This is a genomic window from Micromonospora fiedleri (assembly GCF_016774385.1).
GTDB classification, from domain to species: domain Bacteria; phylum Actinomycetota; class Actinomycetes; order Mycobacteriales; family Micromonosporaceae; genus Micromonospora; species Micromonospora gifhornensis.
On sequence record NZ_JAETXL010000006.1, the window covers coordinates 420,799 to 441,493 of the forward strand.

The 20,695-nt window shown below is 71.7% G+C and carries 16 protein-coding genes; 6 read left to right on the forward strand and 10 right to left on the reverse strand.

Annotation, left to right across the window (positions count from 1 at the left end):
* Nucleotides 1-56: 56 nt before the first annotated feature.
* The 3 genes from JMF97_RS19000 (at nt 57) to JMF97_RS19010 (ending at nt 3,599) form a co-directional block, all read left to right on the forward strand.
* A complete protein-coding gene (locus tag JMF97_RS19000; RefSeq protein ID WP_203222758.1) occupies nt 57-755 on the forward strand; it encodes a hypothetical protein in 699 nt (232 codons plus the stop codon).
* Between the two features lie 107 nt (nt 756-862).
* Entirely contained in the window at nt 863-3,064 is a 2,202-nt protein-coding gene (locus JMF97_RS19005) for a sensor histidine kinase (protein ID WP_203222759.1), read from the forward strand.
* Nucleotides 2,964-3,599 (forward strand): response regulator, encoded by a 636-nt coding sequence (locus JMF97_RS19010; RefSeq protein WP_102655796.1) that lies wholly within the window; start codon nt 2,964-2,966, stop codon nt 3,597-3,599. The genes JMF97_RS19005 and JMF97_RS19010 overlap by 101 nt, the downstream gene beginning before the upstream one ends.
* 12 nt (nt 3,600-3,611) lie before the next feature.
* Here JMF97_RS19010 and JMF97_RS19015 read toward each other — a convergent pair whose 3' ends face one another.
* From JMF97_RS19015 to JMF97_RS19055, 9 genes are all read right to left on the reverse strand, one after another.
* The gene (locus JMF97_RS19015; protein WP_013734613.1) at nt 3,612-4,139 is read right to left on the reverse strand and encodes a P-loop NTPase family protein; all 528 of its coding nucleotides are present in this window, start codon (nt 4,137-4,139) and stop codon (nt 3,612-3,614) included.
* A gap of 65 nt (nt 4,140-4,204) precedes the next feature.
* A complete protein-coding gene (locus JMF97_RS19020; RefSeq protein ID WP_013734614.1) occupies nt 4,205-5,098 on the reverse strand; it encodes a hypothetical protein in 894 nt (297 codons plus the stop codon).
* Between the two features lie 96 nt (nt 5,099-5,194).
* Nucleotides 5,195-5,827, reverse strand: a complete 633-nt coding sequence (locus tag JMF97_RS19025) for a hypothetical protein (RefSeq protein WP_203222760.1) — start codon at nt 5,825-5,827, stop codon at nt 5,195-5,197.
* 26 nt (nt 5,828-5,853) lie between these two features.
* The gene (locus JMF97_RS19030) at nt 5,854-8,265 is read right to left on the reverse strand and encodes a family 43 glycosylhydrolase (protein ID WP_203222761.1); all 2,412 of its coding nucleotides are present in this window, start codon (nt 8,263-8,265) and stop codon (nt 5,854-5,856) included.
* A 70-nt stretch (nt 8,266-8,335) separates the two neighbouring features.
* Entirely contained in the window at nt 8,336-11,356 is a 3,021-nt protein-coding gene (locus JMF97_RS19035; protein WP_238359600.1) for a beta-xylosidase family glycoside hydrolase, read from the reverse strand.
* 217 nt (nt 11,357-11,573) lie between these two features.
* Nucleotides 11,574-13,487 carry a copper resistance CopC family protein gene (locus JMF97_RS19040; RefSeq protein WP_203222762.1) on the reverse strand — a complete coding sequence of 638 codons (1,914 nt, stop codon included), beginning with the start codon at nt 13,485-13,487 and terminating at the stop codon, nt 11,574-11,576.
* Nucleotides 13,488-13,614: 127 nt separating this feature from the next.
* Complete coding sequence (locus JMF97_RS19045; RefSeq protein WP_203222763.1) at nt 13,615-15,444, reverse strand: DUF2207 family protein; 1,830 nt, start codon at nt 15,442-15,444, stop codon at nt 13,615-13,617.
* Between the two features lie 27 nt (nt 15,445-15,471).
* Nucleotides 15,472-16,035: a LemA family protein gene (locus tag JMF97_RS19050; protein WP_203222764.1), complete on the reverse strand. Its 564-nt coding sequence runs from the start codon at nt 16,033-16,035 to the stop codon at nt 15,472-15,474.
* A 118-nt stretch (nt 16,036-16,153) separates the two neighbouring features.
* Nucleotides 16,154-16,801, reverse strand: a complete 648-nt coding sequence (locus JMF97_RS19055; RefSeq protein ID WP_307816988.1) for a class I SAM-dependent methyltransferase — start codon at nt 16,799-16,801, stop codon at nt 16,154-16,156.
* 176 nt (nt 16,802-16,977) lie between these two features.
* Here JMF97_RS19055 and JMF97_RS19060 point away from each other — a divergent pair, with 176 nt between their 5' ends.
* Nucleotides 16,978-19,128, forward strand: coding sequence for an amylo-alpha-1,6-glucosidase (locus JMF97_RS19060; RefSeq protein WP_203222766.1), 2,151 nt, complete (start codon nt 16,978-16,980; stop codon nt 19,126-19,128).
* Between the two features lie 63 nt (nt 19,129-19,191).
* The gene (locus JMF97_RS19065) at nt 19,192-19,491 is read left to right on the forward strand and encodes an amphi-Trp domain-containing protein (protein WP_203222767.1); all 300 of its coding nucleotides are present in this window, start codon (nt 19,192-19,194) and stop codon (nt 19,489-19,491) included.
* Between the two features lie 100 nt (nt 19,492-19,591).
* Here the strand turns inward: JMF97_RS19065 and JMF97_RS19070 are convergent, their stop codons facing one another.
* Nucleotides 19,592-19,978 (reverse strand): hypothetical protein, encoded by a 387-nt coding sequence (locus JMF97_RS19070; protein WP_203222768.1) that lies wholly within the window; start codon nt 19,976-19,978, stop codon nt 19,592-19,594.
* A gap of 85 nt (nt 19,979-20,063) precedes the next feature.
* Between JMF97_RS19070 and JMF97_RS19075 the strand changes: the two genes are divergently transcribed.
* The gene (locus tag JMF97_RS19075; RefSeq protein WP_013734627.1) at nt 20,064-20,684 is read left to right on the forward strand and encodes an L-threonylcarbamoyladenylate synthase; all 621 of its coding nucleotides are present in this window, start codon (nt 20,064-20,066) and stop codon (nt 20,682-20,684) included.
* Nucleotides 20,685-20,695: the final 11 nt, after the last annotated feature.

Below are 20,695 nucleotides of genomic sequence, written 5' to 3' on the forward strand. Positions count from 1 at the left end.
CGGGTGGTCGGCAGGGTCGGTGCCGGAGTGTCCGCAGACCGAGGAGGTAACCACCCATGCATCCCGCCACGACAACGGCCGACCCGACCGAGGCGCCACCGCAGACCGTACGCCCGAGACGGGCCTGGGCGATCTTCGGCACGGTCGGTGGTCTGGTCGGGCTGGTCGGCATCTTCGCCACGGCCACGCTCACCGCGCCCGCCGAGGAGTTCCGGGCCGACAACGCCGGTTACGTCGCCGCACTGGGCGAGCGCACCGGCTACGTCTGGGCGCACCAGGTGGTGACCGTGGTCGTCATCGTCTGCCTGGCGGTCTTCGCCGCCGGGCTCCGGCGGTACCTGGCAGCACAGGAGCCGGCCGACAGCCTGGTGCCGGCGCTGGCCGCGACGGGTGTCGGGCTGGTGCTGGTCGGGCTGGTCGTCGGGGGCGGCATCTCGACGGAGTTGTTCTTCGCCCTCGGCGCGGCCGAGCAGTACGACCCCGACGTGATCGCCCCGCAGTTGACCATCGTCGCCACCATGACCTGGCTCTGGGGCGGCATCGGGCTGACCGCCGGCGCGGTCGCGGTCGGCGGGTTGCGGCACGGCTCGGTGAGCCGATGGTTCGCGGTCTTCAGCGCGGTGACCGCCGTGTTGATCGCCGCCACCCAGCTGACGCCGGTGCAGTACATCGCGCTGGTGCCCGCCGGGATCTGGACGATCGTGGCCGGGCTCGCGCTGGCGTTCGGTCAACGTACGGTGCCCGGGCGGAGCTGAGCGTGCAACCGCCCGGATCACGCCGGCCGGCTCGGCATGACGTTCGAGATGCCGGGCCGGTCGTCCGATCCACCGGGCCGGACGGGGCGGCTAGTGTCGGCGGCGCGATGACCAGCCACCGCACGGCCAGCGAGCGGGCCGACGTGCCGACGCACCCGGGCCACGACGTACGCCTCGGCTGGGCGCGCCGGGCGGCCTGGCCGGTGTGCGTCGCCACGCTGCTGCTGTCCGCCGCCGCCGTCGGGCTGGCCGTGCTCAACCGCGCCGCGGTCAACGACGTCACTCATCTGTTCCTGGTGGTGACGAACGCGGTCGTCGGCGCGACGGTCGCCGCGCGTCGCCCGGAGCACCCGATCGGCTGGCTGGCCCTGACCAGTGGGTTCTGCTTCGCCTTGCAGGAGGCGTGCGGCCAGTACGCGGCGCACGGGCTCGTCGTGGCACCCGGCTCGCTGCCGCTGGCCGCCGCGCTGGCCTGGCCGCAGAACTGGCTCTGGGTGCCCGGCAACGCGGCGATGGCGCTGATCCCGGTGTTCTTCCCCGACGGTCGGCCGCCGTCGCCGACGTGGCGGCCGGCGATCTGGGTGGTGCTGGTCACCGGCGCGGCGGCGATGGTCACCGGCGCGCTGCGGCCCGGGGCCAACGAACAGGTCGCACCGGTCGGCGCGGTCAATCCGCTGGGTGTCGCGGGCTGGCAACCGATCGCCGACCTGACCGCCGGCGCGGCCACGCTGACCAGCGCACTGGTCTTCCTGGCGGCGGGCGCGACGCTCGCCTGGCAGGCGCGCCGCGTCCGCGGGGTGCGCCGCCAGCAGGTCAAGTGGCTCGGGTACGCGGTGGCGCTGGCGGTCACGGTGGTGGCCGCCCGACTGGTGGCCGGGTCGACCGACGGGCGTCCCGGGCTGTTCCCGTACGGCAGCGTGTTCTGGGATCTGGCCGGCGGGATCAGTGGCGCGCTGATCCCGATCGCGATCGGCATCGCCATCCGGCAGCACCGGCTGTTCGACATCGATCTGCTGATCAGCCGTACCGCCGTGTTCGTCGCCCTGTCGACGGCCGTCGGAGGCACGTACGTGCTGGTCGTCGGCCTGCTCGGGGCCGGTTTCGACGCCTCGGCCAGCCTGCCGGTCTCGTTCGTCGGGGCGGCGGCGGCCGCGCTGCTCGTCGCCCCGCTGCGGCACTGGCTGCAACGGCGGGTCAACCTGCTGGTGTACGGCGAACGCGACGACCCGTACGCGGTCCTGGCCCGGCTCGGTCAGCGGCTGGAACAGACCCAGGACGCCGCCGCCGTCCTCGCCACCAGCACCGCAACCGTACGCGAAGCGCTACAACTGTCCTACGTGGAGATCGCCACTGTGGACGGCTGGTCGTACCGGTTGGGGGTGCCACCGGCCGAGCCGGTGCGGCTGCCGCTGGCCGCCGGTGAGCCGGTCGGTCACCTACTGCTCGGCCCTCGGGCCGGGGAGAGCGCGCTCGGTGCTCGGGAGCTGCGGCTGCTGCGTGACCTGGCCCGACACATCGGCGTCGCCGTGCAGGCGGTCCGCACCCTCGACCGGGCCCAGTCCCTCGCCGCCGACCTGCAACGTTCCCGCGAACAGTTGGTGCTGGCCCGCGAGGAGGAACGTCGGCGGTTGCGGCGGGATCTGCACGACGGTCTCGGGCCTACCCTGGCCGGGCTGACCATGCGCGCCGAGGCGGCTCAGGAACTCGGGCCGGGTGCGGCGACGCAGCGGCTGCTGGAGGAGATCGTGGTCGACGCCCGTACCGCCGTGGCCGACGTGCGACGGCTGGTCAACGGCCTGCGGCCACCCGCACTGGACACCATGGATCTGGCGGCGGCGCTGCGGTCACATGTCGCGACCGGGCCGGCCGACGGGCCGCGGGTGCTCGTCGACGTGCCGGCGACGTTGCCTCCGCTGTCGGCCGCCGCCGAGGTCGCCGCGTACCTGATCGCGGTGGAGGCGCTGAACAACGCCCGCCGGCACGCCCGGGCCGACACGGTCGAACTGCGCCTGTGGGTCGAGCACGGGATGTTGCACCTTCGGGTACGCGACGACGGATGCGGCCGCCGGCCGGGCCGACCCGACGGCGTCGGCATGCACTCGATGCGGGAACGGGCCGAGGAACTCGGTGGTTCCTGCGTCGTCACCTCGACACCGGGTGGCGGTACCGAGGTGACCGCCACCCTGCTCACCGGCACGAAGGGGACCGATGGATCAGATCCGGGTACTGCTGGTCGACGATCACGCACCGTTCCGGGCGGGACTGCGGGCGTTGCTGGCCACCAGTGCCGACATCGAGGTGTGCGGTGAGGCGGCCAGTGGCGAGGAGGCGCTGGCCGTGTCGGGTCGTCTCCAGCCCGACGTGGTGCTGCTCGACCTGACCATGCCCGGCATGGGCGGCATCGCGGCGACCGAGCGGCTGGTCCGGATGAGTCCGCATGTGCGGGTGTTGATCCTGTCCATGGCCGACGACGACGATTCGGTCTTCGCCGCGCTGCGGGCCGGGGCACGCGGCTACGTGCTCAAGGGCGCCCGTCGACAGGAGATCATCCGCTCGGTACGGGTGGTGGCCGACGGTGAGGCGATCTTCGGTCCGGCCATCGCCACCCGGCTGATGGGCTACTTCGCCGGACTGGCCCGCAACGAGCCCGCCTTTCCCGAACTCACCGCCCGGGAGCGGGAGATCCTCACGCTTATCGCGCAGCATCTGACCAATCCGCAGATCGCGGCGCGGTTCGGGCTGAGCACCAAGACCGTCCGCAACCACGTCTCCAACATCTTCGCCAAGCTCCAGGTCGCCGACCGGGCACAGGCGATCAGCATGGCTCGGGAACAGGGGCTGTGAGCGGCGCGCGGCTCAGCGGGGCAGGCCGGCCAGCCAACGTTCCAGGGCCTGCGGGGTGTCGAACAGCAGCACGGGAGGCCCGGAGGAGTCCTGATGCCAGGCCCGCATCCGTCGGCGTTCCTTGCCGTACTCGGTGAGGTGCCAGCGCAGCACGGAGTCCCAGGACAGCACGCTGCTCAGCGACTCGCGGTTGCCGTTGCAGATGATCTCGCCGGTGGAGAGCCGGTTCATGGTGCGCCGCAGCAGCCACCGGAAGGAGAGCCCGCGCGGATAGTCCAGGCCGATGACCAGGTCGGCGCGGGCCAGCGGTACGTCCCGCCAGCCGTGGTAGGCGCCGTCGAGGATCCACCGCTCGCGGCGGCAGATCGCCTCGATCCGGCTGCGTTGCACGGCGACCGGCACCTCCACCCAGCGCGGTTCCCAGAGCAGGTCGTCGACCGGGTACCAGGGCAGGCCGAGACGCTGGGCGAGCAGGTGGGCCAGGGTGGACTTGCCGGATCCGTGAACTCCGTAGACCAGGATGCGCGAGGGCGGGTTCATCGCGGTGCAGCCTAGTCGAGGTCTGCTCGGGCGGTCGGGTCAGCGCCCGACCGCCCGATCGGTCGTCAGCGCTTGCTGGCGAGGTCGCCGCAGTCGGTCTCGTCGGGCAGCAGCGGCCGCAGGTGGACGGTCCACTGCCTGCCCTCGGAGCTCCAGGGGGTGGCCGCGTTGGCGGTGGCGGCAGCGGCCAGCACCTGCTTGGCCTGGTCGCCGGTGGCGGTGACGCAGCTCAGGCCCAGGTCCTTGCTCAGCTGGGCGCCGGGCAGCGCCGGACCCGGCCAGGCCACCTCGGGCTGGTCGCCGACCTCGGAGTTGGTCACGTAGTCCTCGGCGACAGCGGCCACAGCGGTCGGCGCGTACGCCTGGGTGTCCGTGGTCGCCTTGCCCAGCGGGCCGGTTTCTGCAGTCAGGGATTCGGCGAAGGCGCGCAGCTTGTCCCGGGCGGCCTGCTGATCGGCGGTCACACCCTGGCCGGCACCCGCGCCGGGGTCCGCGCCCACCTCGAGCGCGTACACCTCCAGCTGCTCGGTCCGGGTGCCGTCGAAGACGGTGAACCGGGTGGAGGGCACGTCGCTGACCGGCGGGCTGCCCAGGTCGCTCACGCCGCCCACGCCGGCCTCCCGGGCCGCCTTGATCAGGTTCTCCAGTTCGGCGGTGCTGATGGTGCCGACCTGGAGGTTGGGCAGGGCCGGGCCGGGATAGGCCAGGGTGACCGGCCCTTGGGTGATCACCCGCCCGTCGCCGTAGACGCTGACGGCGGGTAGCCGGGTCGCCAGCATGGCGGGTGTGGTGAACCCGCCGACGTGGTCCATCCGGAACACCACGGTGTCGGCGGAGTAGGACTTCTCGGGAGCGCCGGAGTCCCCGGCACCGTCGGCGCCGGCCTGCTGGCCGCAGGCCGCCGACGCCAGCAACAGCAGGGGGAGAACGGCCAGTCGCCCGTAGCGTGAGGTTGTCATGCCCGATCTGACGTGGTCGGGCCCCTGTTGGTTTCGTCGGTCCGGGACCGGATTCGGGCGGGGGGTGGGGGCCGCCGGGCGGCGGCCCCCACCGACTCACTCGAACAGGGACAGGGTCAGCGTCGAGGTGTACGCACCAGCCTCGACATCCGCCGGAGTCCGCAGGAACAGATCCGCGTCGACGGTGTACTCGCCACCGGCGACCGCACCCGAGTCGAAGGTCGAGACCAGCAGTTCCTGGTCGACCAGACCCACGTTGTTACCCGGCTGGGTCGGCTCGTCCAACACGGTGACGACCTCTTCACCCTCACTGACCAGACCGGTGTCCCCACCGTCGATCAGCTTCGGTTTCCAGCCCAGGTGACCGGCACCGATCGGCGCCTGGTCGGCGTCGCCGACGAAGTCGGTGGCGCTGCCCAGCACGGCCCAGGCGGCACCGGCCGGTACCTCGTCGGGCGTACGGGTGTCGGTGACCGTCACCGTCGGCAGGGTGCCGGTGAACTGGCGGACCAGCAGCGTCGACCCGTCCTCCGACAGCAGCACCGAGTCGGCGGCGACCGTCATGGCGAGGACACCCGGCTCCCGGATCTCCTCGATCTCCACGGTCACCTCCACCCCGGCATCGTCACCCGGCTCGGCGAAGGCGGGCGAGCCCACCGCCACCGCGCCGGCCAGCAGACCGACAGCGGCACCGGCCGCCAGCAGCCGCTTGCGTTTGCCTGTGTCCATTGAATGCTCCGTTTCTGCCCGTAGTGTCAGGCGCCGCAGGTGGCGCCCGGGTGGTTCACGGTGTGGGTCGTGGTCACGGTCCGACCGTCGATCGAGCCGGTGACCCGGACCGTCGCCGTTCCGGCCGCGAGCGTCGCCGTGCGGGTGTTGAACTGCTGGAACGCGTTCGCCCCCGCCGCCACGGCGGACAGCGAGCGCTTACCGTACGCGGTCTCCAGCTCGATGGCGACCGGCCCGTCGTGGTCGTTGCGGGCCTGCACCGCCAGGTACACGGTGCCGCCGATGCACCGGGTCTGCGCGGTGGCGGTCACCGGCAGCTCGGCGGCAGCGGCGGTGAACTGCCAGGTGTCGAGCTCGAAGAGGTCGGCGCCGGCGGGGCCGCTGTAGGTGAAGTAGACGTCGTGCACGCCGGAGACACCGTCGAGCTGGGCGGAGAGCTCCGTCCACTCGCCGATGGCGCCGTCGACCGCGATGGTGGCGACCACCGGCCCGCCGACCTCGTCGAGCCGGACCTGGATCTGGCCGTCGGCCGCCAGCGGGCGCACCTTGGCGGTCACGGTGCCGGCACCGGCGCCGAAGTTCACCGACGACAGCGCCGTCCAGTCGCCGTTGTCGATGTCACGGACGACCAGGTTCGGCGCGGAGCCACCGAACTCGGCGGAGCCACCGTCGACCTTGGTGGTGGCGATGCCCTTGCTCCAGCCGAAGGTCTCCGCCTCGAACACCCGGTACGGATCGAAGTCACGGACCTGCTCGACGCCCGCGTACGTGCCGACCACCTGCTGGATCGTGCCGTCGGCGTTGAAGGCCAGTTCCTGGATGTGCGGGCTGCGGTAGCCCTGCGTGGTGTTGCCGTTGATCCGCTTGTTCAGCGTCGGCGCGTGGTACGTGAAGTAGTACTTGCCCTCGTACTCGAAGACCGACTGGTGGTTGTTGCCGCCGGTGCCGGAGCCGAAGAACTGCGACTGGTTCGGGAACAGCACCCCGGCGTAGGTCTCCTTGGGCCACGACATCGGGTCGTCGGAGATCATGTAGCCGATCTGGCCGCCACCGGGGTAGCCGGGCAGCGGCGTCTGGTTGCCACCGAAGTCGCTGCCACCGAAGTGCGACGAGTACGACAGGTAGTACCTGCCGTCGCGCTTGAACACCTGCGCGGCCTCGAACGCCACCGGGGCGTCCACCACGGCCGCGGTGCCCTCGGTCGACACCATGTCGTCGCCCAGCTTGATCGCGCGCAGGTTCTTCGGGTTGTTGAACCGCTCGGCCGCCGGCATGCTCGTCGACGCGGGACCGCCACCGAAGTAGAGGTACGGCTCGCCGTCCTCGTCGACGAACGGCGCCGGGTCGAACTTCCAGGCGACCGCTTCGGCACCGGGGGTACGGCCGTCGATCAGGGTGCTGGTGCGCTCGCTGGTCCACGGGCCGATCGGCGACGCACCCGTGATCACGTTGCTGGAGCCGCCACCGTTGGCGTAGTAGAGGAAGAACTTTTCCTGGCCGTTGACGACCTTCTTGGCCATGCCGGGCGCCCACGAGTTGTTGGTGAACGGCGCGACACCGTTGGGGCCGGCGACCGGGATCTCACCGTGGTCGGTCCAGTTGACCATGTCCGTCGTGGAGATCACGGTGATCTGGTTGATGTCGCCGTAGTTGATGCCCGGCGAGACGCCGGTGGTCGGGTTCGGCGCGTAGCCCTGGGTGTCGTTGGTCATGTACATGTACACCCGGCCGTCGTGGACGAAGCCGTACCCGTCGGCACCGAACTTGTGCCCGATCAACGGGTTGTGCTCGCCGGGCAGCTTGCCGACCACCTCGATGGTCTTCGACGCCGGCGGGGGCGGCGGGGCGCCGACCACCGAGACGTCGTCGAGCGTGAAGTCCATCAGGTGCAGGTTGGGGTCACTGGCCGGGTTGCTGGTCCACGGCGTCTCGAAGAACAGCCGGGCCGTCGACACGCCCTGGCTGGCCGGGATGGTGAACTGGCCGTTGAAGTGGGCCCACTGTCCCCGGGTCGCGGTCACGCTGACCAGGTTGGTGTAGGTGCCGCCGCCGTAGTGCATGGTGGCGAAGAACTGCTTCGTACCCGGTGACTCCGGGTTGTCGTACTTGATCCGGGCGCTGAGCGCGTACGTCTGGCCGGCCTGGACCTTGCCGGAGAGATCCTGCATCGGACCGGAGCCGGTGGTCGCCCGGTTGGTGACGTGCACCGCTGTCGCACCGGAGTAGGCGTCGGTGGTGGGGGTGAGCGTGGCGGCGTCGGTGGCGTTGCCGTTGTTGACGAACCAGCCGGTCAAGCCCTCCTCGAAGCCGCCGTTGACGATGAGGTTCGTGTCGGCGGCCTGGACCGGCGCCGCCGACACGAAGCCGGCCAGCAGCACGCCGGCAGCCGCGATCGCGGTGGCCCGGCGACGGGTCGCCCTTCGCAAATGTGGTGTCACGAAATGCCCTCCTTCAACGTGGGACGGGGCCCCGGGGCCGGCGTGGGTCCGGCCCCGGGGCAGCTTGGGGTCAGCCGCCGCAGGTGGTGGCGGCGTGATCCGCGGTGCGGACGGTGGTCACGTCCCGACCGTCGACCGTGCCGGTGACCCGGAAGGTCGCGGTACCGGCCGGGATGGCGGTCGCCCGGGTGGTGAACTGCTGGTACGCGTTGGCACCCGACGCGACGGCCGGGAAGCTGCGCTCGCCGTACGCGGTCTGGACGACCACGTCGACCGGCCCGTCGTGGTCGTTGCGGGCCTGCACCGCCAGGTAGACCTTGCCGGCGACGCACCGGGTCTGTGCGCTGACGGTGACCGGCAGCTCGGGGGTGGCGGCGCGCAGCACGCCGAGCCGGGCGAGCTGGTAGCTCAGGGCCCGTTCCGGCGCGTCGATCTGGTTCTGGGTGCCGAACTCGCCGGCCCGGGCCGTGGTCGCGGCGGCGAGCGCGGCCCGCATCGCGGCCCAGGCGTCGGCCGGGTACTGCGCCTCGTCGAGCGTGCCGGCGTACGCGATGGCCGCGTCGAGCGCGGTGGTGTCCAACGGCCGGTTCTGCGCGGTGAGGGTGTCACTGAGCAGGAAGTGGTCGAAGTCGACCTGTCCACCGGTCTGCTGGGTCGCGTAGTTGAACAGGCCCACCCGGTGACCCATGAAGTGGGCGAGGCTGCCGTCGAGGGCCTGCGGACCGACCCGGTTGCCCAACTGCGTCCAGGTCAACCCGTCCAGGCTGTAGTGGAAGGTGGTCCACAGCTGCCCGGTCGGCGCGGCGAAGTCCAGGTCGGCCTTGACGTGCACCTCGGTGGCGTCGCCCAGCGCGACGGTGGTGCCGGGCAGGAAGTTCTCCAGCGTCGACTGGTTGAGGTCGACGGCGAAGGGCTGGCCCCGGTTGACCACGCCGAGGGTGTTCACCCCACCGGCCCGCTTGACCGCCACGTACGAGAAGCCCCGGTTGTAGGCGGCCAGCCCGGCGACGTCACCGTCGCGCATCCGGGAGATGTCCATCCTGGTCTCGGCGGACTGCCGGGGGCCGAACGTCCGCTGCGACAGCGTGTTGCGGGCCTCCTCGAACCAGGCCAGCTCGGCCCGGTTGGACAGCTTGGTGTAGATGTAGTTGCCGGTCACCACCTTGCCGGTGGTCAGCCGCAGCCAGCCCTCGCGGTCGGTGAGCGACCAGTACCGGTTGTCCGGGGCGTGGTTCCACTCCCAGGCCATGTCCAGCCGCGACCCGTTGGGCCGGATCTCGGCCTCGGTCGGGTGTTCGGTGGTGGAGCGCTGCCCGATGATCGACACGTCGTCGAGCAGGTATTCCACGCTGGACGAGGCCGGCTGCGGGTTGGCCCACGGCGTCTCCACCGCGAACTTGACGTTGCTCACGTTCGCCGAGGCCGGCAGGGTGTACTGGCCGGTGACGGTGGTCCACTGCCCCGCCGGGACGTTACCGAAGGTCATCACCTGCACGCCCGAGCCCCAGTCGGCGACCAGGTTGAACCGGACGCTGCTCGGGCCCGAGGTGTACTTGATCTTCGCGGAGACGGTGTAGGTGACCCCGTGCTGCAACTTGCCGGCGAGGTACTGGTTCGGGCCGGAGCCGTTGAGGGTACGGTCGCTGACCTTCAACGCCGCCGAGCCGGTCGCCGGGTCGGCGGTGTCCCGGGTCAGGGTCGCACCGAACTGCGCGGCCCAGGGCGACACCTCGTCGGACTCGAAGCCGGCGTTGGTCAGCAGTTCGACGCCGATCAGCGACTCGTCGACGGCCGGCGGCGTCGGGATCGTCCACTGCTCGTCCATGTACGCCTTGTGCGGCGCGTCGTTGGCGAAGTCGTCGGAGACGACGATGCTCTTCTGCCGCTCGAACAGTTCCTCCGCAGGGCTGAGCCGGATCGGCTTGTCGAACGCGCCCTCGACCGGCACCACACCGTTCGTGCCGAACGTCGGCCAGCCGTCGGACCAGGTGGCGGGGATCAGCGCCGGGATACGCCCGATCGGGAAGGTGTCCCGGAAGAACATGCCGTACCAGTCGGTGGCGCCGCCGGGTCGGGCGATCGGCACCAGGCTGCCCTGGGCGAAGCCGTTGGAGTTGAGCACGCCGCGCGCCTGCCAGGTGTTCACCCCGCCGGGGGCGGTGTGCCGGCCGAGCAGTTCCGGCGAGCGGAGCATGACCACCTGGCGGCCCTGGCCGGAGGGCCAGGTGATGATGACCGCGTAGTAGTGGCCGTCGATGTAGTAGAACTGTGCGCCCTCGAAGAGGCCGCCGATGAACGGCTGGCCGGCGTAGTCGTTGGCGGTGAACACGTTCGGGTACTCCGCCACGATGGCGGTCAGCCCGGCGTTGAGGCGTACGGCGCTGATGTTGCCGTTGCCGTAGAAGATGTACGGCGTACCGTCGTGGTCGAAGAAGAGCGATGGGTCGTGCAGTCCTCGGCCGAGCGCCGTACGCTGCCACGCGCCGTTCTCGATGTCGTCGGTGCGGTAGATGTACGCGCCGCCCAGGTTGTTGGTGTTGAAGGCGACGTAGAACATGCCGTCGTGGTAGCGCAGCGACGAGGCCCACTGGCCCTGCCCGTACGAGTTCTGGCCGTTGCGCAGCGAGAACGAGTCGCCGATGTTCGCCCGGTCGAAGACGTAGTTGACGATCTCCCAGTTGACCAGGTCGTAGGACTTCATGATCGGCGCACCCGGGCTCAGGTGCATGGTGGTGCTGATCATGTAGTAGATGTCCCGGCCCTCGTCGTTCTCGGCGGCCGGCACCCGCTCCACGCTGATGTCCGGTACGTCGGAGCGCAGCAGCGGCACGGTGTAGGTGCCGTCACCCCGGTCCGTCGAGGTGTACGACGGGCGGGGCGACCAGGGCTCGGCAGCGTGTGCGGCGCCGGGGACGACCGCGCCGGCACCGACCAGCGCACCGACGGCGGCCAACGCGAGGCCACGGCGACGCGGCCGCAGCGCGGTCACGAGGCGGGTCGCGGCGCGTGCGACGGTGCGTAACGAGGTGGTGGGGCGAGGCGGTCCGGACGCGGGACGGGGGTCGGAGGCAGCGGCGACGGACACTTGCATAGCGAGCTCCAGACGCGAGCGTGACGGGGACCCTAATCGTGTTAGCGCTAACAACGATCGTCAAGACCCTGCTCGATACTTGCTTGAAATCTTCAAGCAACATCTCCCGGAAGGTCCGATGTGAGCGCTCCCACGGCCCGCTTCCGATCAGACGGGCGCAGTGCCCTGTGGTCGACGCGGCGGCGCGCGAGGGCCGACACAGTGGACGTCGAGGCGGTCAGCTCAGGTCAAGCGTGTAGTCGGCGGTGTGCACCGTCCCGCCGATCTGGAAGTCGAAGAAGGCACGGTACCGTCCGGCGCTCGGCACGGTCAGCCAGAACGTGACCGCCCCGTCGACCAGCTCCGGTTCGGGGTGAACGTGCACATAGCCCAGGTCACCCTCGCGCACCACGACCAGGTGCCCGTACGCGCCGAGGTAGGGCTCCAACTGCGCCGGCCCGGGGGCCCCGGCGACCCGCAGCACGATCGGGGCGCTCAGTCCGATGGTCGGCGTACCTTCCATCGACACCGTGTACGGCCCGGCGGTGGCCTTAGGCTCCGGTGCGGGCAGCTGTGCCGGTGTGTAGACGCCGGGCACGTGATGGTCGACGCCGAGCACCAGCGGCAGCTGCCGGCCCTCGGCGGTGGTGACGGAGAAGTCGGCGTAGAGGCGGTAGTCACCGGCCCGGGGCAGCTCCAGCGGCACGGTCCACACGCCGTCCGGGCCCATGCTCGGGTGCAGATGCTGGTAGCCGCTGAGGTCACGACCGACCACGATCAGGTGCAGCGGCTTGTCGTGCACGACCGCGAAGTCGGTCGCCGGCTGCCGGTTGCCGTCGACGATGCGGAACTGGTAGTCCACCCGTACGCCGGGCGGCTGGGACCGCTGCACCGGTTGCAGGGTGTACCCGGCGGCGCTGACCCACGCCCCGGCGACCTGGTCGCCGCCGTCACCGGTGTGTGCGTGTGCTCCGGTGCCCGGCGGATGCTGGTGCCCGTCGGTGGCCGAGCCGGCGGCCGGCACGCTGAGGCCGCCCGGCCGCGCGTCGGTCACCGCCGGCTGCTCGCCGCCACCGAGGCGACCGAGGCCGAATCCGGCCAGCAGCGCGACCACCAACCCGCTGACGAGCAGCGCCAGCCGGGTGTTGCTCGACCGATCGACCGACGGCGGCTCGTCACCCTGCACCGTCGACGGTGCCGTCGAGGGTGCAGTCGCGGCGGCGCCGGCGGTGACGGCCTCGCCGCCGGAGCGGGCCGCCGCGACGGCGGTCGTACGCCGTCGGTCGGTCGTGCCGGGTCGGGCCTTGGTCGCGGAGCCCGACCGGGTCCGGCCGGCTGGTGCGGCCGAGCGGGACGGCGCGTTCTTCGTTGCCTTGCGGGAGCCGCGAGCGCGCTGCGGGGTGCGCTCCGCTCGCCCGAGCAGCCGACCGACGATCACCGGACGACGCCAGACGAGCAGTCCGATCAGGACAGCGGCGACGGCGATCGTCACAGCGATCCAGGTCCCGGCGCCGGGGCCGCCGTCCGAGGTCGGTGCCGGTGCGGCGGCCGGCGGGGCCGAGGCCGGCGGGGCGGCGGAGGCGGGTGACGGTTCGCTGTCGTGTCCGTGCTGGTCGGCGGCGGCGACCAGGGCCGGGTCCGGCTGGTCGGTGGGCGGACGCCAGCCGGCCGGGGCCGGGGTCACCGCCCCGGTGTAGCGGAAGCTCATCGTCCCGCGTACTGCCTCGCCGTCGGAGGCCACCGACAGGTAGCTGACCGTGTACCGACCCTTGGCCGGCAGGTGTGCCAGGTTCACCACCGCCGGGAAACCGGTCGTGTACTCACGCGGCTGGAAGGTGCCGTCGACCAGGAAGTACTCGCGCACCGGCCGGTCGAGTTGCCGGGGCTGCCCGTGCGACCAGCCGTTGTCGACCCGGGTACCGCCCGGCGCGGTGACCGCGAAGTAGGCGTTCGGCACCACCTGCTCGGTGAAGTAGAGCTGCACCGTGGTCAGTGGCTCGCTCACCGTTGCGTCGGCCTTCGGGGTGGACATCGCCAGGTTGCCGTGCGCCGCCGCCGGGGTCGTGTCGGCGAGCAGGGTGACCGCCGTGGCGAGCAGCAGGGCGAGCAGGCCCGAGGTGACCCGCACCGTGGTCCGAGGGCAACGACGCATCAGTTCATCCTCACGACGGCGCAGCTTTGGCCAAGACGCATCTATCTTTTTGCATAGATGGCAAAAGTCAAGACACTCACGGACCTCGACGCCCCGCGACCGTGCCGTTGTGGTGCGAGGTACCCGCTCAGCCGGTGGTCTCGGGTCGGTCCGCCGAGGCCCGGGTGGCGGCCTGGGTCAGCAGCCACGGCAGGCTGGCCGTCCTGGACCGGGCGGCGCCGAGCAGGGTCACCAGCAGCGTACGGTCACCGAGACGCAGGACGGCCCGCTCGCCGAGCAGGTACGCCCCGTCGCCCACCCCGGGCACTTCCTGACCTCGGGTGTTGAGCCGCCAGATCCACTGTGCCGCCGTACCGGAGACCGCCTGGATGGTGAGCACCGGCTGGCCATCGCCGGCCGCCCGGAACTGCACCCCGGTGAACGGGCCGGGCAGCTCGACCGCCTCGGGGGCGTGCACCGCCACGCCCAGCGCCTGGCCGATCTCTTCCGGGGTGATCAGGTACGCGGGCGATTCGGCACCCGTCGCGGCCGCCATCTCGCTGGGGTGGATGACCGGTTCGGCCAGGTTCCGGGATCGACCGTGGCCCACCACCGCGAACGCGACGACCCGTCGGGACCAGGGCCGCACCCGGATGGTCACGGTGTCCCCGTCGTGGCAGTCCCCGGCCCACTGACTCGGCAGCCCCCAGGCGGTGGTGCGATCGCCGCTGCCGTCGTCCACCGCCAGGTGGTACAGCCAGGGCCGGGACGGCATGTTCTTCCCGTGCGCGGTCGACTTCCACACCTGCACCCAGAGCACCTCGCCGGTGATGGTGCGTTCGGTGAACAGGTCCACCACCGCGCGTACCGCCGTGTAGACGGCCCGGGCCAGCATCAGCCCCGCCACCACGACCAGGCCGACAATGACCAGGGAGAAGGCCCGGGCGCCCGGATACTCGCTGGTCGGGGTGGGATCGGCCACCGGGCCGAAGAGTCTCAGCACGAAGATCGCCGCCCCGCCGAGGACCACCGCTCTGAGCAGCAGTCCCGGCAGGGTGCGACCCTGGTGGGACCGCTGGGGGTAGCGGACCCGGACCCGGTGCCAGGTGCCCCCGTACGACGACCAGACCAGGTTCCGATCGCCCATGCCCAGGTCCAGGACCGCGCTGGTCAGGTGGGTGGTGCCGAGGGCCGCGCCATAGCCGAGGTACCGGTCCCAGATCGCCACCGAGGCCGGGGGCAGGTCGGCGAACTGCTCATGCCCCCGCAGCCAGTCCCGCACCCCCAGCCACCGCGCCGCCACCTCGGCGCCCCGGGGGGTGTCCCGCTCGCCCGGCGTCGCTGCGGCGAAGCTGGACAGCACGGCGAAGGTGAAGAACCCGGCGGCCAGCCCCCGGGTGTCCCCCGCCGGGTGCGACAGTCCGTACTGGGTGACGGCGAGCCAGACGAACACCCCGGCGACCAGGGCGGCGGCCGACAGCATCGCGGTCACCCTCGGGCCGAAACGCCGCCGGGACAACCCGGCCTGCCGCGCGTGGTCGACCACCTCCGCGCGGAACCGCCTGTTCCACGCCCTGGCCTGGCCCTGGTCGCGGAAGGTCAGGGCGGTCAGCGGCAGCGCCCCGCCGGCGGCCAGACCCCGCATCCGGTCCAGGACCCGGCGTTCGTACGGACGCAGCCCGGACTCGTCCGGCGGTGCGGCGGGCAGGTGCAGGGTGGTCTGCATCGGGTCGTCGCCGGGCTGGCGCAACTCGACGAAGCCGCGGGCCGCGAGGTCGAGCAGGGTCGCCTCGGCCGCGTCCTCGGTGACCGTCCACCGGTTGGCCAGCATGTTGACCAGGGCCGGTGGTTCGTCGCCGAGTTCCATGGTGGCCGGCGCCGGTGTCGGGTTGGCCGGTCGGGTGGCGAACCGGACGGCGCCGTACACCGCGAACCAGCCGGCCAGTGCCACCGCGCTCACCGCGAGATCGACGAACAACCGGGCCCCCCTCGTGCGCTCTCGCCGTCAGTACCGGACCTGGACGGCGGCGCGTTCCCCGCCGTCGGCCTGGAAGAACTCCGCCGGCCGGAACCCACCGAGGCTCGCGACCAGGTTGGTGGGAATGGACTGCACACTCGTGTTGAAGGTCAACACCGCGCTGTTGTAGAACTGCCGCGCGTACGCGATCTTGTCTTCGGTACGGGCCAGCTCGCCTTGCAGGGACGCGAAGTTCTGGTTGGCCTTCAGCTCCGGGTACGCCTCGGCGACGGCGAACAGTCGCCCGAGGGCCTGGGTGAGGGTGTTCTCCGCCTCCGCCCGGTGGACCACCGCAGGGGCACCGGCCGCGGCTATCGCCCCGCTGCGGGCGGCGATCACCCCGGTCAGGGCCGCGTTCTCGTGCGTCGCGTAACCCCGGACGGTCTCCACCAGGTTGGGGATCAGGTCGTAGCGGCGTTTGAGCTGGACGTCGATCTGCGCCCAGGAAGCCTGCACCTGGTTGCGCTGACGGACCAACCGGTTGTACGCGACCAGCACCCAACCGAGCACGAGCACCGCCAGCAGGCAGAACACGCCACCGGCGATGCTCATCAGGATTCCTGTGCCCATCCCCTACCCCCCCCCGGAAGCACTGGCCTGAGCATCAGCAGCCTAGTCACGGGGCGCAATCAGACGAACGGCTGTCCGGGTGGCCGTGGCGGGCGGCGACTCATCGCGGTCCGGGGTTTCGGGCCCGTCCCCGGATGTGCGGGGCGGCCGGTCCCACCGGGCCGGTCTCGGGGAACCGGAACCGGCGCAGATCCTCGACGACGAAGCCGGCGGCGGTGATCGCCGCGGCGGTGTCGCGGCCGGTGTGGCAACCGCCCAGCAGCAGCGGCCAGACGGTCGCGTCCACCAGCCGCTGGACGCGACGTAGCCCGGTGCCCGGTGGCGCGGCGACATGTTCGAGGAAGCGCAGATCCGCGCCGGGACGCAGCACCCGGCGCAGTTCCCTGAGCGCGGCAGCCTGGTCGGGCACGGTGCAGAGGACCAGGGCCAGGACCCCGGCATCGAACTCGCCGTCCGCGCCGGGCAGGGCCTCGGCCAGGCCGTCGACCACGGTGACCGGGATCGGGGCGCTGCGCGCCGCCGTGACCGCCGCAGCTCGCAGCCGGGGTTCCGGCTCGACGGCGACAACCTCGGTCACCTCGGGCGGATAGTGCGAAAACATGCGCCCGTTGCCGGCACCCACCTCGATCACCCGGCCGGACAGGCCGACCGTCAGGGCTCGGCGGTGCTCGGCGATCCCGGCCCGGTCCAGTTGGGCGCTGAACCGCTCGTAGAGCCGGGCGAAGATCGGATGGGACACCCCTGCCACGACCACTCCCCTGTCCTGCCGCGCGCTCGCCCGGATCGGCGTCGTCTGCCGACAGCATCCCCCGCTCGCGCCAGCGGGGTCGAGGCCGGCACGGGCGGGTGTATCGGGAACGCAGGGGGGTAACAAGCGCACCCACCGTCGCTCGCGGGCGCCGCACAGCAGGTCAGGGGGTCGGGATGAGCCGCGTGCGGAACCTGCGCGTACGCCCGGACCTGCTCTACGTGGCCAGCGGCTGGAGCACCCTGGTCACGGACGTGCGCGGGCGCATCACCGGTGTCGGCGCGCAGGGCTTCTTCGCCCGCAACACCCGGGTGCTCAGCGCCGAACGGATCACCGTCGACGGTCGGGAACCGGTGCCGTTCAGCACGGCGACCGTGCAGGGGCACGCCCAGTTGTCCTACGCCGAACTCGGTGACGGTGAGGTGCTGCCGTCACGGGCGGCGTACCTGGCCGTCGAGCGGTTCGTGGCGGCGGGCCTGCGTACCCGGCTGACCCTGTTCAGCTACGCCGACCAGCGCCTGGACCTGCGGCTGCGGATTCGACTCGACGCCGACTTCGCCGACACCAGCGAGGCCGAGAGCGGTCGCCGCATCCAGTCCGGCACGGTCGAGGCCCGGTGGGATCCCGCCGCGCAGGAGCTGCTGATGACCTACCAGTGCGACGGGCTGGACCGGGCGGTGGCGATCCGGGTCCAGGCGTCGGGCCCGATCCGGTACGTCGACGGCGGGTTCGACATCGACGTGACGCTGCCACCGGGCGGAGTCGACCGCGTCGACCTGGCCGTCGAACCGGTCTTCGACGGTCAGCGACTCGGCGCGCCCGCGCCCAGCTTCGCCGAGCCGGACGACACCGCCGGTTCGGCACGCCGCCGACTCACCGCCGAACTGGCCCGGCTGACCAGCACCAACTTCGACGTGACCGCGGCGTGGCGGTGCGCCCGCGAGGACCTGGCCGGGCTGCCGCTCGGCGAACCGGCCGGCCCCACCGCGCCGATCGCCGGGCTCCCCATCTACCAGGAGATCTTCGGCCGGGACACGATGACGGCGTCCTGGCAGGCCATGCTCGCCGGGCCGACGATGCTCGCGGACAGCCTCCGGCTCAACGCCCGGCACTTCGGCCGGCGCGTCGACGACTGGCGCGACGAGGAGCCCGGCAAACCGCTGCACGAGGCGCGCCAGGGACCGCTGTCCGAACTCAACGTCAATCCGTTCACCCACTACCACGGCGACTGGTCGACCGCGCCGGACTTCCTGATCTTCCTCGGCCAGTACTACGCCTGGACCGGGGATCTCGACACGGTACGGGAGTTGCTGCCGACCGCCGACCGCGCCCTGAGCTGGATCGACCGGTACGGCGACCGCGACGGTGACGGTTTCCTGGAGTACCACCGCCGGTCCCGGGGCGGGCTGAAGAACCAGGGGTGGAAGGACTCGGACACCGCCATCGTCGACGAGCACGGCCAGGTGGTGCCGAACCCGATCGCCACCAGCGAGGTGCAGGCGTACTGGTATGCCGCGCTGCGGCACGCGGCCGGGACGTACGCCGTGGCCGGTCATCCCGTCGTCGCCGCCCGCCTGGCCCGCCGGGCGACCGCCCTGCGCCGCCGCTTCCACCGCGCCTTCTGGCTGCCCGATCGGGGCTGTTACGCGATGGCGCTGGGACCGGACAAACGGCCGGTACGGTCGGTCAACTCCAACGACGGTCACCTGCTGGCCACCGGGATCGTGCCACCGCGGATCGCGCCCCTGGTGGCGGACCGGCTGCTCGCGCCGGACATGTTCAGCGGGTGGGGGGTCCGGACCCTGTCCGCCGCGCATCCGGCGTACAACCCGTTCAGCTACCACCGGGGCAGCGTCTGGCCGGTCGAGGCGGGCACCATCGGTCTCGGGCTGGCCCGGTACGGCTGCTGGGAGCAGCTGCACCGGCTCGCCGAGGGCATGTTCGCCGCGTCTGCCCTCTTCGCCGAGCACCGCCTGCCGGAGGTGCTCAGCGGGCTGCCCCGCGACGACGCCCATCCCCACCCCGGCGTCTATCCGAGCGCCTGCTCGCCGCAGGCGTGGTCGGCCAGTTCGGTCATCGCGTTGATCCAGGCCCTGCTGGCGTTGCGTCCCGCCGCGCCGTTGCGGACCGTCTTCGTCGACCCGCACCTGCCCGCCTGGCTACCCGACCTCGTGCTGGAGGGGGTACGCGTCGGCGGGTACACGGTCGACCTGACCGTCCGCCGTCGACGGGGCGGCCGCACCTCGATCCGCGCCCGGGGCGACCGGATCGCCGTGGTCCGCCGCCCCACCCGCCAGGCGATCGCCACCCGCCGGCAGCACCGCTGAGGCGCCCGGCATGTCCCGGCACCCTGCCGACACGGCCGCGACGGGCAATGCCAGCATGTCGGCATGGATATCTACGAGGACGAGCGCACCGTGTCGCGGGCGGATCTGGCGGCCTGGCTGCGGCAGGTGGCCAACCAGCTGGAGACCGGGCAGATCTTCTACGGTGCCGCCGGCACTCTCGCGGTGGCCGACCAGGTGAACTGCGAGCTGGAGATCGAGCAGGAGGGCAAGGACGAGTACTCGGTCGAGATCGAGTTCTCCTGGACCAACCCGAAGGCCGCCGCCCCCGCTGCGGAGCCGGTCGCCGAGAAGGCTGCCGAGGAGGACAGCGCGGACGAGGAGCCGACGACCGCCGCCGAGTAGTCCCGCACCGGTAAGGAAGGGCCCCTCGTCAACGCCGTGGGTGCAGGGGCCCTCATCACCTGGTGTCGCCGTAACCGGTGTCGCCCGAGTAGGTGTCGCCTCAGCGCAGTCGGTGTCGGCGGCCGAACCAGTCGCGGGAGGCCCGGGTGTTCAGCGCCCAGAGCACCCAGGCCAGCAGGGCGACCCCGACGCAGGTGATGGCGCCGAACAGGCCCAGCGAGGCCGCGGCCAGCAGGCCCGCCAGGGCGTACGCCGGAAAGGGCGCCCAGGTCCGGCGGGTGGCCAGGGCGGTGGTCACCAGCAGGCAGGCGGCCGTCATCGCGGCGAAGAAGACCGCCGCGCCCAGCGAGCCACCCTCGGTGACCAGTCGATGGACCGTGGCCAGGGCGAACAGCAGCGACAGCAGCCCGAAGACGAGCACGGTGATGCGTACCGGGGTGGGCATGACGGGGTACCGGAGCACGTCCGGGTAGCCACGCGCGCTCATACAGACAACGATGGGCGTCGAACCCTTGCCGCCGGGCGGCACTGTCGGCAAGGCGACAGCCCGGGTGCGCTTTAAGCTTCCGGTCATGGCCAGGTATTTCGACGTGCACCCGGACAATCCGCAGCCGCGCATCATCGGGCAGGTCGTCGACCTCCTGCGCCGCGACGGGCTGATCGCCTACCCGACGGACTCCTGCTTCGCCCTCGGCAGCCAACTCGGCAACAAGGACGGCATGGACCGCATCCGGGAGATCCGTCACCTGGACAGCGGCCACCACTTCACCCTGGTCTGCCGGGACTTCGCCCAGCTCGGCCAGTTCGTGCAGCTGGACAACGCGGTCTTCCGCGCGGTGAAGGCGGCCACCCCGGGCCAGTACACCTTCATCCTCCCGGCCACCAAGGAGGTGCCGCGCCGACTGCTGCACCCCCGCAAGCGCACCGTCGGCGTACGCATTCCCGACCATCCCGTCACCCGGGCGCTCCTCGACGAACTGGGCGAACCCCTGCTGTCGAGCACGCTGCTGCTGCCCGGCGACGACGAGCCGCTGACCCAGGGTTGGGAGATCAAGGAACGCCTCGACCACGCCGTCGACGCGGTGGTCGACGCGGGTGACTGCGGCACCGAGCCGACCACGGTGGTCGACTTCTCCGAGGGCGAACCGGAGATCGTCCGGGTCGGCGCGGGCGACCCGGAGCGGTTCGCCTGACCGTGGCGCGG